The following is a 13,850-nucleotide window of genomic DNA, read 5'->3' as shown; positions in this document are numbered from 1 at the left end:
ATCAGGCCGGACGGCCTTCCTGCCCGGCCGGCAGCCGGCGGGCCGCCCAGTCCTTCAGGTCGCGCTGTGCCAGCGAGCCCGGGTCGAGCACGCCGAGTGCCTCGACCAGAGCGGCCAGGCCGCCCGGGTGCAGCCGGCAGGTGCGCACGATGCTGATGATGTCGGCCCGGGCCGCGCCCAGCCGGGGAATGGCGCCGGCCAGGTCCACGGGCAGCATGCCGACGACGAGCTGGCGCTGGTCGCGGTCGGCCAGGGCGGGCCATCCGGCCAGCAGGGCGATGAGCTCGGCCAGGGCCGCGTCCGGCACCGGTTCCTCCCGGCGGCGGGCGGCGGCGAAGTCGTAGTGGCGTACGTCGCCGGCCCCGGACCGGTACCAGAGCGAGGTGGGCCGCTGTCCCTCCTCGGTGAACCGTCCGATCACGGTGTCCGTCACCGCACCCATGTCCGGTGGCCAGTTCTCGTCGCCCGCGGCCTCCAGCACCGAGAGCACGGCCCGGGAGAACGCGCCGGTCCGCCGCACGGGGTCGTTGGCCGCTCGCTGCCCCGGCCCCGAGGCCAGCAGCACGAACTGGTCCCGGTTCGGCAACCGGTCGCCGCGGGCCGGGAGTTCGCCGGGCAGTGAGCGGACGAAGCCCAGGTCCTCGACGAAGGTCTGGCAGGAGTCCACCAGCCAGATCTGGCGGCGGAAGCCGGGCAGCGCGTCGGTGGTGAGGGTGGTCAGCCAGGCGTCCAGGTCGAGGTTGCGCTTGTCGTCGGCCGTAGCGTCGGCGTAGAAGAGCCTGCGGTGTCCCTGCGGATCGGTGACCCCGTGGCCGCCCCAGACGACGAACAGCAGGTCGCCCTCCAGCGCGGGCAGCCGGCGGGTCAGCACCTCCTGCACGGCCTCCCGTCCGGCGGGCCCTGCGGGCACGTCGACCTCGGGTCCGCCCGTGCCGGGCAGGGCGTCCAGCAGCAGGGAGATGTGGGCCGCGGGCACGCCGCGGCCGCGCAGCCAGGCGGTGAACCGGCGGGCGTCGGCGGCGGGGCCCGGCAGGTCCCAGGAAGGGCCGACGGCATAGCGTTCCACGCCGACCACGACAGCGTGGGTCCGGTCCGGGCGAGCGGCGGTCACGGCAGTTCCTCGGCCAGCACGCGGTACAGCTCGGGGTTGCTCCAGTAGGCACTGTGGGAGAGGGGGAAGGGCTGGCGGCTGTCGAGGGCGATGTCCCGGACCCGGCCGGGGAAGACGCCGGCCCCGAGGTAGCTGAGCAGGTCCCGGCGGTCGTAGACGTTCAGCCAGGGCGGTACGCGGTCGGGCAGCGAGCTGCCGGGCTCCAGGCTGGGCAGGGCCCCGAGCTCGTACAGGAACGGGGCCTGCGAGCCGACGGTCACCAGCAGCGCGACCTGTGGCAGTGGCCGCAGCACCAGGAGGTCGAGCGCGGCTATGCCGCCGAGGCTGTGGGCGAGCAGCACGACCGGCGGCTTTGCCGCGAGCACCGCCTGCGCGACGGCCTCGCGGATCGGGCCGCCGCGGGCCAGGTAGAGCAGCACGTCACCGGCGGCCGGGTGGGCCGCGTCGGTGAGCGCCGAGCGCCGTCTGACCGCCTGTGCGGAGGCCAGGCCGAGGGCCAGCCGCCCGGTCAGCCGCTTGATCCGCCGAGTCACCGGGCCGCGGTGGGTGCCGGGTTCGTCGCCGGTGCCGGAGGGCCCGGGGAGCAGGGCGGCGATCCGGGCGACCGCCTCGTCGCGGGCGGTGCCGTCGAGGGCCGCCGCCGGTCCCTGCCGTCCGGTCCGGCGGCGCACCGCCTCGGCCACGAAGGCCCGGGCCAGTTCGGCCGGGCCGGCACCCTCGGCCGGGGCACGGAGGAAGCGGCGGCAGTCGTCGGCGGTCAGAACGGCGGCCACCGCGGCGGCGAAGTCCTCCGAGATGCCCGCCGCGTCCAGCAGTCCGCGCAGCCGGTCGTCCGCGGTGAGCGCCGGAGCCGCCGCCGAGAGTGCCTCGCCCGGCGGCCGGGCACCGGGCGGCAACTCGGTTCTTCCCGCGGTTTCCACGGTGAGCAGGCGCAGTTCGAGCAGCGGGTCCAGATAAAGAAGTCCCCAGAATTCGACGTCCTCGTCGAGGTCTCGTTGCAGCGTGCCGGGGGCGCCCGTGTCCGGTACTTCACGCCCCGTCCCGTACCCCGGCACGGAAATACCGTTCGAATGCAGTACCGATCCGGCAGTTCCTCCCCAATAACAGGAAGAAACGCAGACTTCGGGCCGTAACGGCTGTAATCCTTCCCGTACGACTTCCACGGTTCCGCTGAATCCCGGCTCGCGCACGCCGGTGCCGTGTACGAATAAGACCGTCGTCACCGTCGACCCCCCGCCCCAGAACGGCATATTCCAAGCGCACGCAACAATAGGTCAGTTGCGGCTTAACCGGCTACACTGCGTAGGAAAAAGGCCACAGGGCGCGGCACTTGCCAAAAGGGGGATGCCGGTGAGCATCGACTCCACTGTCACTCATGTCGTCGCAGCTCTCGCACTGGTGATCGCGGCCTCCTCGGCCCTGGGAGCGGCCGCCCGCAGGCTGCGCCAGCCCTCCGTCATCGGACAGTTATTCGCCGGCATCGCCCTCGGCCCCAGCCTGCTGGGCCTGGCCCCGGGAGGGGTGTACGAAACCCTCTTCCCGGACCAGATCAAGCCAGTTCTCACTTCCGTGGCGCAAGTCGCGCTGGTGCTGTTCCTGTTCGCAGTCGGCTATGAACTCGACCTCGGCCAGCTGCGCAATCGCGGGGCGGTGACCGCCGTCTCGCTGAGCGGGTTCGCGATTCCCATGCTTATCGGAGCCGGCATCGTCCTGCTGTATTCCGGAGGTTTCCGCTCCGCGAACGGCGGGCATCCGATCGACGCGACATTCACCCTCTATATGGCGGTCGCCCTGTCCATCACGGCGGTTCCCGTGCTGGCGAGCATCATCCGGGACCAGGGACTGGCCGGCACCCGCCCCGCCACGATCGCGATGGCCGCCGCCGGTGTCATCGACGCACTGAGCTGGCCGGTGCTGGCCGTCGCCCTGATCGGCGGCGAGGACGGCTCGCTGCGCTCCTGGAGCGTCAAGGTGGCGCTGCTGGCGGCGTACGTGCTGGTGATGTTCGCCGTCGTGCGGCCGGCGATGAAGTGGTGGATGCACCGGCCCGGCGCCCTGATGACCAATCACGTCCCCGTCGCCGCGGCGCTGGCGTTGGCCTCGGCCTGGGCCACCAGCGCACTCGGACTGCATGTGATCTTCGGTGCGCTGCTGGCCGGGATCATCATGCCGCGCCAGCCCGACGGCGCTCCCGACAGCCAGGTGCTGCGACCGCTCCAGGAGACCGGCGGCCTGCTGCTGCCGGTGTTCTTCACGATCTCCGGGATGTCGGTCCAGCTCGACGGACTGCACGCCTCCGACCTGGTGCTCCTGCTGGTGATATGCGCCGCCGCGGTGGTGGGCAAGGTGGCCGCCGGCGCCCTGTCGGCCCGGGGCGGTGCCCGGCTGCCCTGGCGCGACTCGCTGCTGATCGGCGTGCTGCTCAACACCCGGGGCCTGACCGAACTCATCGTGCTCAACGTCGGGTTGCAGGCCGGAGTGATCGGCCCCCGGCTGTACGCGCTGCTGGTCGTGATGGCGCTCTTCACCACGGCGGCCACCGGACCGCTGATCGGCCCGCTGTACCGTCCCACCGGCGCGCCGCCGGCCGGCCGCGTCGGCACCGGCCCCGACGGCGAGCAGACGCCGGGCTCCGGGCAGGCCCCCGCCGTGGACGCCGAACCGACGCCGCAGCCGTAGCGCCGCGGGCCGTGAAGTCACCCGCCGAGCAGCCACCGGCCGTGGCGCGGTGGCGGGCCGAGCCGGCCGGACCCTGGGCCCGGCCGGCGGTCCCCGGCTAGAACGGCACCGGGGCGATGTCCGCCTCGGCCCGTCGGCTGCTGGCGGCGGCGACGGTCGCCGGGTGGCTCTCGCCCAGCGTCCGGCGGAACCGGGTCAGGGTGTCGGTGTGCAGCACCGTGGCCTCGTCCACGCGGTCCAGCGCGCGCAGGTCCAGAGCGACGTTGTTGGCGCAGGCCAGGGTGGTCGGGTGGTCCGCGCCGAGGTCGCGCCTGAGGATCTCCAGGGTCTGCCGGTCCAGTTCCAGGGCCTCCGCGTGCCGCCCCAGTGCGCTGTGCTGGTTGGCCATGCCGAGAGCCGTGGTCAAGGTGAGGATGTTCTCCTCACCCAGTGACTCGCGCATGCCCCGCAGCGCCACGTCGAGGTGTTCCCCGGCGGCATCCAGCTCACCGAGGTGGCGCAGGGTGATGGCGACGTTCGTACGGGCCGACAAGGTGTAGGGGTGGGTGGGGCCCAGCTGGGCGGCGTAGCGCTCGACGGTCGCCTCGCCCACGTCCCGGGACCGCTCCAGCTGACCGTTCTGCCTGAGGTCGACGACCAGGTTGGCCGCGAAGGCGATGGCGTCCGGGTGGTCGGCTCCGTAACGGCTCTGGACCCTCGACAGCCCCAGCTCGGCGAGCTCCAGCGCCCCGTCGTGGTCGCCGGCGCGCCGGCGGCACACCGCGAGCACCCGGGCACAGGTGATGCTGGCCGGGTTGTCCTCGCCGTAGTTGGCGATGTAGCGGGCGTAGATGTCCTCCTGGTGGACCAGCGCGCCCAGGTAGTCGCCGACCTCGCGCATGTCGAGGGACAGGCCGCTGAGGGTGTTCAGGGTGTCGAGGTGGTTCTCGCCGAGGGTGAGGCCACGCAGCCGGGCCGTCTCCGCGTCGAGTTCGCGGGCCTCCTGGTACAGACCCATCAGCCGCAGGCCGATACCCAGGCTGTGCGCCGCGCGGAGGGTGGCCGGGTCGTCCTCGCCGAAGGCCCGCAGGGAACGTTCGTAGACCGACCGGTTGATGTCCAGCGCCTCGGCCATCTCTGCCCTCAGCCGCAGTCCGCTGGTCAGCTGGATGAGGGCGTCCAGGGTGCCCTCGTCGTCCTCGCCCGCGACCCGGACGTACGTGTCCGCGGTGCGCTGCATCATGTCGGCGGCTTCCGCGTACTCCCCGACCCTGCGCAGCAGGAAGGCCAGCCACTTCGCCATCTCCAGCGTCTGCTGGTCCTCGGCGCCGAACTTCGCGGTCCACACCTGCAGCGCCTCACGCGCCATCGAGACCGCGCCGTCGAAGTCTCCCCAGATGGAGAGGAACTCCACCACGTCCCGGATCAGGCCACGCACCCACGGCGAGTCGCACTCCACGGCCCGCGACACGATGATGTGCGGCAGCAGCTGCTGGTAGCGCGGCCACAGTTCCCGGGAGCCGGGGCCGTTGGGGTTGGCGTCGGCGAGCAGCAGGTGCGCGCCGTGCCGCATGTCCGCCTGCTGCTGCGGGGACATGCGGTTGACCAGGACCGCCTGGACCAGACGGTGCAGCTGGATGGTGTCGTGCCGGTGCTCGATGCGGGCCAGGGCGTAGACGTTGATCTCGCGGATGGCCCGGCCGAGCCTGATCGGGTGGCGCAGGGCTTCGTCGAGCTCGGGGGCGATGGTGCTCCGCGAGTTGTTGAAGAGGGAGCGCGAGATCGGCTCGGGGGCGAAGAACGAGCAGACCTGGAGGAGCTGGAGCGCGGCGGGGTTGCGCTGTTCGAGCTGGCGCAGCGAGACGTCCCAGGCGGCCGCCACCGACATGGGGTAGTCCGGCGAGGGAACCAGTTCGAGCATCAGCTCGGCGATCTTCTCCCTGATCAGCCCTAGATACTCGGAGACGGCCATACCGGTGACGGCCTGCCAGGCCGCGGCCTGCTCGATGGCGAGCGGCAGGTCGCCCAGCTCCTCGGCGAGCCGGTCGGCGTCGGAGTCACTCAGGTCACGGGCCCGGCGGCGGAGCAGCGCCTTGCTCTCCTCCCGGGTGAAGACGTCCACGGAGAGGGTCCTGGCCACCCGGTCCCACTCCTGGTTCCGGGACGTGATGAGGATCTTCCCGGTGCCGCCGGTCGGGAAGTAGGGGCGTACGGCCTCGACGTTCTCGGCGTTGTCGAACACCAGGAGCCAGCGGTCGAACGGCTCGCCCCGGCGCAGGGCCTCCCGGACCGCCGGGACCGCCCGGTTGGCTTCCGTGCCCACGTTCAGGCCGAGCCGGTGGGCGAGTTCGGTGAGCGCGGTCAGGATCATCGTCGGCTGTTCGGACGGGATCCACCAGATGACGTCGTATTCGGAGGAGTGCCGGTAGACGTACTCGATGGCGATCTGGGACTTCCCGACACCGCCCATGCCGTGCAGGGTGTGCGGGAGCACCGCCGAGGTGTCGCCCGTCAGCAACTGCTCGTGCACCTGCGCCAGGAGTTCCTCGCGCCCGGTGAAGTTGGGGTTGTTCGGCGGCACGTTCCCCCACACCGCCGGTACGGAGGCGCGCTGCGGGGCCGACCGTGACTGCGGTGCGGCAGGCCCGGGGACCGTCCTGCCGGGTGACGAGAGGTCGGCGTCCGGCTGCCCGTCGGTGCTCGGAACGGGAATCTCCCGCACTGGAGTCCCGCTCGCGGATTCTCCCGCTGCGTGCTGGTGCTCACTGGCAGTGGTGTCGGTCATGTCCAGGCCGCCCAAGTCTGAATTTACAACATCTTTATTACGGATATCGTGGCTCATTTGCCGCGAATTCTCAGTGATCGACGCACCCGCAGGGGCCCCTTCCAACGCCGCGCCGACCCGGCGGGCGCGCAGCAGGTAGGGCCCCGACAGGGCGCGCAGCACGGCCAGCTCGACACGCACGAACGGCAGACTCTCCGCCGTCACTTGTGGAACCGGCTCCTCGTCCGGGGCGAGCAGCGCGCCGTGCAGCCCGCGGGCCGCCTCGAACCGGTCGCCGTAGAACTCGGACACCGAGCTCACCACCCGGGCGGTGTCCGCACGCATCGCGCCCGCCAGCAGCGCCTCGCGCGCCCCGTCGACGAACTCGAGCGGCGCGGGCGCGACGGCGCTCTGCGCCCCGGCGGGCGCCGGCTGCTCCAGCAGGCCGCTCAGGAAGAGCTCGGCCAGATGGGCCGGCTGTGCCTCGGGCACCAGTCTGCGCTGGACGTCCCGCACCAGGCGGGGCTCCAGGATCGCGGCGGCCAGATGCGTGGCCAGCCGGAAGGCGGTGGGGGTGGCATGGCTGCGGAAGCGCCGGATGCGCTCCTGCACCGAGGGCGCCGGGATGACGACCGGCGGCTCGGCGAGGTCCTCGTCGGAGGTGTCGGCGTCGGGCGCGCCGAGCAGCAGCACCGGGGCCTCGACCCAGCCGGGCTCCGCACCGGCCACCAGACCGGCCCAGCGGCCCAGCCACCGGGCGTCCAGCTCCAGGACCGGGACCGCCGCCGTCCAGGTGCCGGGCGGCGGGTCGAAGGGGTCGTGCCACTCGGCCGGGAAGTCCACGGCCAGTTCGGTGGTGCGGGCCGCCGGGCGGGGGCTGCGCAGCCGTGCGGGCCGCGGCGTGAGCGCGGTGCGGTGCCAGTCCCGCTGGGACAGCAGGTGCACGACCGCCACCGGCCCGGCCGCCGACCAGGGCTCCATCGCCTGCCGGCCTGCCGCGGTCCGCCACAGGGGTCCCAGGCCGTCGGTGAGGACGAGGATGATCCGGCGGCCGGTGCGGTCCACCAGTTCGCCGGGGACACCGAGGACGTCGTGGTCCGGATACGGCCCGCGCAGCACCGCCTCCGGCCCCCGCGGGGTCTCGCGCAGACCGAGCCTGCGCACCCGCACGTCTCGGAAGGCGCCGAGCCGTTCCGCCACGGCGGTGAACTCGGCGACCGTCTGCTCCCAGATCACCATGGTCGGGTGGTCGTCCACCACCAGCACCAGATCGAAGCGGCGCTCGTCCGCCGACCGGGTGTAGGGCACCCACAGGCCGTCCTCGGCGGCGCGTTCGGCGGTGGTCTCCTCGTCCAGTTCGACCTCGGAGGCCGAGGGCACCAGCTGCTTCAGCGCGCGCAGCGCACGGGTGATCCCCGCCGCGTCCCGCAGGTCCGGCGCCGCCTCGGCCGGCTCGGCCGCCCCGGCACGGACCCGGCGGGTCGCCCGCTCCGGCACGGAACCGGGCCCGGTTCCCTCCGCTCCGGCGGGCGGAAACGGCAGGAACAGCACCTCGGCCAGGTCACCCAACGGCTCCCGCACCGCGCCGTCGGCGGTCCCGTCCGTCGTGCCGTCCCCGTTCTCCGGCGACCTGCCGTCGCCGTTCTCCGCGGACCTGCCGCCTCCGGTCCCGTGCGCCGAACCACCGGCGGCTCCGGCTGCCGCACCGCCACCGGTCCCGGCTGCCGCACCGCCGCCCGTAACGCCCGTCGTACGACCGCCCGTCCCGCCCGTCCCACCGGACACCGGCGGGCCGCCGAGTGGCTCGGACAGCCCGGCCAGCCCCGGCAGTTCGGTCGGCCGGGGCCGCGGTGGGCGGTCCGACGCCGGCAGCCGGGCCGCCAGCGTCTGGTACGCGTGCAGCCAGAGGCCCTCCGCCACCTCGAAGGCCTCCGGACGGGCACGCGGGTCCTCACCCATCAGGGCGCCCCCGACAGCTCACGCCAGAGGGCCTCCAGCAGCTCGCCCCAGGACTCGTCGTCCTCCCGGACCCCGGCCGTCCGCAGGAACACGGCGTTGAGCAGCTGGTCGGTCGCGAGTCCGCCGTTCTGCCTGCTGCGCTCCACGAACTCCCGGATCATGTCGTCGTACCGGCCCTCCGGGTCCCGGAAGTGCGCGGCGATCATGGTGGCCAGCTGGTCCTCGCGGGGCGGCGAGACGTCCAGCCGGACGCAGCGGCGCAGGAACGCCGGCGGGAACTGCCGTTCGCCGTTGCTGGTGATGACGATGAACGGGAAGGCTCGGCACCGGACCCGGCCGTCCGTCACCGTGACCGTGGTGTCCGGGTCGTCGGTGAACACCTGCGCCCGGCCCTCGTGATGGCGGGCGCGGACCAGTTCCGGGATGTCGTACGAACCGTTCTCCAGGACATGGAGGAGGTCGCTGGGCAGGTCGATGTCGCTCTTGTCCAGCTCGTCGATGAGCAGGACGCGGGGCAGCTCGTACGGGAGCAGGGCGGTGCCCAGCGGGCCCAGCCGCACGAAGTCCCCGATCCGGGCCCCGGTGCCGCCCTCCGGGGCCGCCGACGGGGTTCCGGGTGCCGCCTCCGGGGTGCCGTCGCCGGACGGGGCGGCCGGCCCCCGCCCCAGGGACGCCTGGGCCCGGCCGATGGCGTCGTACTCGTAGAGTCCGGAACGCAGGGTGCTGCGCGAGGTGATCCCCCAGTGCAGCACCCGGCCCAGGCCCAGTTCGCGGGCGACCAGGTAGGCCAGCGTGGACTTCCCGATGCCGGGCCGGCCGGTCACCAGCAGCGGCCTGCGCAGCAGCAGAGCCGTGTTGATCATGTCGATGTCGTGCGGGTTCTGCCGGGAGGTGGTGCGGCCCACGCTGCCGAGACGGCGGTCGGTCTCGGCGCTCTCGGCCGGTACGGGCGGCAGCACCGGGCCGCCGTCGAAGGTCCGCCAGCCGGGCGGCGGGGGCAGCACGTCGGCCAGGCGGATGTCGGGCAGCGGCTGCCCCGTGCCCCGGTAGATCCACCAACTGCGGCTGACCGGCCCGCCGTTGCGGCTGTTCTCCACGGGGTGCTGGACGCGGCTCATGAGGTCCCCTCGTCGTTGTGTCCGCCGCGCACGCTCCCGGGATCCGACGCCGGGTATTCGGACCAGTCCACCATCCGGTTCGGGTTGTCGAGGAGTACCGCGAGGTGACGTCCTGCGTGCGCATCGCGTTGCGGAGCGGCGGCGGTGGCCGCCTCGGTGCGCAACTTCTGCACACGCTGCGGCAGTTCGGCGGCCGTCCCCTTCAGCAGCCTGTCGACCCGTTTCCGGAAGTCGCCCGGGGGCGTGGGCCGGCGGTCCCAGACCGCCAGCGGCACCCCGGCCCGCAGCGCGGCTTCGAGCGTGGTCTGGCGGCCGCCGGGACCGGGCAGCACAGGCCCGGTGAGCGCGACCGACACCAGCCTCTCGTCGGCGGCGAGGGCGCTGTTCCACTGCTCGGGGTCGTGGCCGCGCTCCCCCGTCGTGTCCCAGTGGCAGACGATGCGGGGACCGGCCGCCAGCTGCTGCCAGCGGTTGCGCCAGCGCCGGTGGTACCGGCGGGCCCGCATCCGCTCCAGGCTCCGCAGCGCCACCGGGTAGTCCAGGCACAGGGCGGTGGCGGAGGACGAGTGCGAGGCGGTCGGCAGCCATTCCATGGGATGGTTCAGCAGCTGGAGCGGCAGTACGAACTCAAGGACCGGCCGGCCGGGTTGCTCGCCCCAGTCCTCCTCGACCCTCTCCACCAACTGCTCGACCGCGGCCTCGACGTCGCCCACGGCCACGATCCGGTCCTCTCCTCGCTCCGGCCGCCACGAGCCGGGCCGCCGCTGACGCCAGTGGGACAGCAGGTACTCGTCCGAACTCATCCCGTGTTTGCTCAACTGGACAACGAGGCAGGCGGGAGCCGGTTCCGCCGCTCCGCGCGCTATCTGCGAGCGGAGCGCTTCGAGAGGTTTCACCAGGTCGAGTCGGGTGCTCTGATCGTCGTTCCAGCCGCGCAGGCCGTCGACGACCCGCCGGTCGGCGTCGGCCACCGCGCCCGCCGCGATCGCGTGCTCCACCAGGACCAGCACCGGAAGCAGGCCGTCGGGGCGGGCGTTGGCCCCGGCGAGGAAGTCGAAGGCCTCCTGGAGGCTGCCGACCGGGTGGGCCGGGAGCGGAAGGTCACCGGCCGCCGCGTACAGCAGGCCCTGTGCGTCGGGATACGGTAACCGGCCCAACAGCGCGCGGGCCCTGCGCAGTTCGGCGTCGGGCAGGGCCGCCAGAACCGGCGAGCCGGAGAGGAGCTCGACGATCCTCAGCACGGGAATCGATCCCGGGTCGTACACCTGGAGGGTGTCCACCAACACCGAGAGTCCCGCGGGCTGCTGCCAGCAGGCTCGGGCTATCTCCAGGATGTCGTGCCGCTTCCGGTCGTGTCGCCGGACGTTGGCCAACTCGGGTAACCGGCCCGACAGCATGTCGATCAAGAGATCGCGCCCTCCCGGTGCATCGAGTCCCGACACCGCGCACATCTGGTCTACCAGCTCATGCTCGAACCCCGCCGGACGACCGCCGTTTCTCCCACTGAACAAAAGTCCCCCCGTCACGGCTCCAGCGCCCCTCAACTCCCTCCGGTTACAGGGCAGTCCAGGTGCCGCAGCCCCGGCTCCAGGGTATGGCCCAGGCCTTACACGTGGCCACCCCGGAAGGGCAATCACAGGCATTCGCCGCACGGTCACGCAGGAGGGGGGGAAGGGGCGGCCGCTTCGCGGCCGGATGCCGGCACGGCCTAAGGTCGTCCGGTGACGAACAGCAGCGCGACGCGTTCCCACGACCTCGACGGCATACGTCCGGCGCCGGAGCCCCCGGTGTGGCTGGACCGGCTGCGCCGCTTCGGTTACGCCGGGGCCCCGCGCACCGGCACCCGCACGGTCCCGCCCGCCGATGTCCGCGAACGCCTGGTCCCGCCCTTCCCCGAGCCCGGCGCCCGGCCCTGGCAGCTCCTGGGGCTCGGCCCGGCCCGGGCGCGGCGGCTCGCGAAGGCGACGCAGTGGCTGGGCCCGCTGCTCGTCGCCGCCCTGGCCGGCGTACTGCGCTTCTGGCACCTGGGCCGGCCGCGGGACCTCGTCTTCGACGAGACGTACTACGCCAAGGACGCCTGGGCACTGCTCCACCTCGGATACGAGGGCACCTGGCCGGACCGCAAGATCGCCGACCCGCAGATCCTGGCGCACCCCCAGGTGATCTCGCTCTCCGACACCGGCTCCTTCGTCGCGCACCCGCCGACCGGCAAGTGGGTGATCGCCGTCGGCGAGTGGATGTTCGGCCTCGACCCCGTCGGCTGGCGCTTCATGACGGCGGCCCTGGGCACCCTCTCGGTGTTCATGCTGTGCCGCATCGGCCGCCGCCTGTTCCGCTCGACGTTCCTCGGCTGCCTGGCCGGGGCGCTGATGGCGATCGACGGCCTGCACCTGGTGATGAGCCGCACCGCGCTGCTCGACCTCGTCGTCATGTTCTTCGTGCTGGCGGCGTTCGGCTGCCTGCTGATCGACCGGGACCGGTACCGGTACCGGGCCCGGCTGGCGGCGGCCCTGCCGGCCGACGCGGAGGGCAGGGTGCGCCCGGACGCGGACACCGGAGACCGGGCCGGGACGGGCCGGCGGCCCTGGCGCCTCGCGGCCGGCGTGCTGCTCGGCCTCGCGGCCTCGACGAAGTGGAACGGCCTGTACGTCCTGGTCTTCTTCGTGGTCCTGACGCTGCTGTGGGACGTCGGCGCCCGCCGCGTCGCCGGGGCCCGCCACCCATACCGGTCGGTGCTGCGCCGGGACCTCGGCCGGTCGGTCCTCTCCCTCGTCCCGACCGCGCTCCTGACGTACCTGCTCTCCTGGACCGGCTGGTTCCTGTCCGACGACGGCTGGGGCCGGCACTGGGCGGACGGCCGCGGCGGCACCTGGTCGTGGATACCGGCCCCGCTGCGCAGCTTCTGGCACTACGAGTACCTGGTGTACCAGTTCAACGTGGGCCTGCACACGCCGCACAAGTACCAGTCGAACCCGTGGAGCTGGCTGGTCCTCGGCCGTCCCGTGCTGTTCGCCTACGACTCCCCGCAGCCCGGCCGGGACGGCTGCTCCACCGCGGCCGCCTGCACCCGCACGGTCCTCGCCCTGGGCACCCCCGCGCTGTGGTGGTCGGCCTGCCTCGCCCTCGCCTACCTGCTCTACCGGTGGGCCCTGCGCCGCGACTGGCGGGCCGGTGCGATCCTCTGCGCGGTGGCGGCCGGTTACCTCCCCTGGTTCCTCTACCAGGACCGTACGGTCTTCTCCTTCTACGCCGTGGTCTTCGTGCCGTACCTGTGCCTGGCCGTGGCGATGATGATCGGGGCCCTGCTGGGGCCGCGGGGTGCCACGGAGCGGCGGCGGCTGCGGGGTTCGGTGGCGGCCGGACTGGTGTTGCTGATCGCCTGGAACTTCGTCTACTTCTACCCGATCTACACCGGGCAGACGATTCCCTACAGCGGCTGGCAGTCCAGGATGTGGCTCGACACCTGGATCTGAGGCCGGCCCGGCTCCGGGACCCACCTGGACTCCGGGGCCCACCTGAACTCCGGGGCCCACCTGAACTCCGGGGCCCACCTGAACTCCGGCGCCCACCTGGACTCCGGCGCCCACCTGGACTCCGGCGCCCAGCCCGGGCTGCGACGCTCAGCGCAGTGCGGCGGCCTCGCCCGTGCGGACGGCGCGCAGGACGCGGTCGACGGTCTCCTGCTGCTCGCCGACGGGTGCCGTGTAGCCGATGACCTCGCGCACGGCCTCGTCGCCGAGGGTCCGGGAGATCACCCAGGCGCCGAGGTACTGCGAGGCCATGCAGCCACCGGCCGTGGCGATGTTCCCCTCGCTGTGGAACGGCGCGTCCAGCACGGTGACGCCGCGGGCCTCGACGAAGGGCCGGCTGGCCTGGTCCGTGCACGCGGGCCGGCCGTCGAGCAGTCCGAGCCGGGCCAGCACGAGGGCGCCGGAGCACTGCGCGCCGATCAGCTGGCGCCCGGGGTCGAGCGGCAGCCGGGAGACCAGCCGGTCGTCGGCGACGACGTCCCGGGTCCGCACCCCGCTGCCGACCAGCACGACGTCGGCCTCGGCCACGAACTCCAGCGGCCGCTGCCCGGTCACCTCGACGCCGTTCATGGACGTGACGACGGGGGCGGGCGTCGTGATGAACGCCTCCAGTCCGTTCCTGCGGCACCGGTTGACCAGCGCGGCGGCGACGAAGGAGTCCAGCTCGTTGAACCCGTCGAAGGTGACCACGGCTACCTGCGTCGCCATTC

General features: G+C 73.0%; 7 protein-coding genes and 2 pseudogenes. 2 read left to right on the top strand and 7 right to left on the bottom strand.

Going from position 1 to position 13,850, the window contains the following annotated elements:
- Window position 1: 1 nt before the first annotated feature.
- Window positions 2-1,111 carry a caspase family protein gene (locus JF597_RS23670; protein ID WP_293998108.1) on the bottom strand — a complete coding sequence of 370 codons (1,110 nt, stop codon included), beginning with the start codon at window positions 1,109-1,111 and terminating at the stop codon, window positions 2-4.
- Window positions 1,108-2,166: a hypothetical protein gene (locus JF597_RS23665; protein ID WP_293998105.1), complete on the bottom strand. Its 1,059-nt coding sequence runs from the start codon at window positions 2,164-2,166 to the stop codon at window positions 1,108-1,110. Before JF597_RS23665 ends, JF597_RS23670 begins: the two co-directional genes overlap by 4 nt.
- Before the next feature lie 295 nt (window positions 2,167-2,461).
- Between JF597_RS23665 and JF597_RS23660 the strand changes: the two genes are divergently transcribed.
- Window positions 2,462-3,790, top strand: coding sequence for a cation:proton antiporter (locus tag JF597_RS23660; protein WP_293998102.1), 1,329 nt, complete (start codon window positions 2,462-2,464; stop codon window positions 3,788-3,790).
- A 97-nt stretch (window positions 3,791-3,887) separates the two neighbouring features.
- Here the strand turns inward: JF597_RS23660 and fxsT are convergent, their stop codons facing one another.
- The 3 genes and pseudogenes from fxsT to JF597_RS23645 form a co-directional block, all read right to left on the bottom strand.
- Entirely contained in the window at window positions 3,888-8,492 is a 4,605-nt protein-coding gene (gene fxsT, locus JF597_RS23655; RefSeq protein ID WP_293998099.1) for an FxSxx-COOH system tetratricopeptide repeat protein, read from the bottom strand.
- On the bottom strand, window positions 8,492-9,610 hold the full coding sequence (locus JF597_RS23650) for a MoxR family ATPase (protein WP_293998096.1): 1,119 nt from the start codon (window positions 9,608-9,610) through the stop codon (window positions 8,492-8,494). The genes fxsT and JF597_RS23650 overlap by 1 nt, the downstream gene beginning before the upstream one ends.
- Window positions 9,607-11,058 (bottom strand): annotated as a pseudogene (locus JF597_RS23645) (hypothetical protein); the annotation flags it as partial. The gene JF597_RS23650 and the pseudogene JF597_RS23645, both read right to left, overlap by 4 nt.
- A 354-nt stretch (window positions 11,059-11,412) precedes the next feature.
- Between JF597_RS23645 and JF597_RS23640 the strand changes: the two are divergent.
- Window positions 11,413-13,083 (top strand): phospholipid carrier-dependent glycosyltransferase, encoded by a 1,671-nt coding sequence (locus JF597_RS23640; RefSeq protein ID WP_293998314.1) that lies wholly within the window; start codon window positions 11,413-11,415, stop codon window positions 13,081-13,083.
- Window positions 13,084-13,104: 21 nt separating this feature from the next.
- Here JF597_RS23640 and JF597_RS55655 read toward each other — a convergent pair.
- A pseudogene (locus JF597_RS55655) lies at window positions 13,105-13,179 on the bottom strand (hypothetical protein); the annotation flags it as partial.
- A 51-nt stretch (window positions 13,180-13,230) separates the two neighbouring features.
- Window positions 13,231-13,848 carry a DJ-1/PfpI family protein gene (locus JF597_RS23635; protein WP_293998090.1) on the bottom strand — a complete coding sequence of 206 codons (618 nt, stop codon included), beginning with the start codon at window positions 13,846-13,848 and terminating at the stop codon, window positions 13,231-13,233.
- Between the last annotated feature and the right edge of the window lie 2 nt (window positions 13,849-13,850).

The organism is Streptomyces sp., assembly GCF_019510245.1.
GTDB lineage: Bacteria > Actinomycetota > Actinomycetes > Streptomycetales > Streptomycetaceae > Streptomyces.
This window is presented reverse-complemented; position numbering and strand designations above follow the sequence as displayed.

Excerpts from the sequence above, each read along its gene's own strand:
- JF597_RS23650 (WP_293998096.1), bottom strand. The coding sequence starts at position 9,610 with ATGAGCCGCGTCCAGCACCCCGTGGAGAACAGCCGCAACGGCGGGCCG.
- fxsT (WP_293998099.1), bottom strand. The coding sequence starts at position 8,492 with ATGGGTGAGGACCCGCGTGCCCGTCCGGAGGCCTTCGAGGTGGCGGAG.
- JF597_RS23635 (WP_293998090.1), bottom strand. The coding sequence starts at position 13,848 with ATGGCGACGCAGGTAGCCGTGGTCACCTTCGACGGGTTCAACGAGCTG.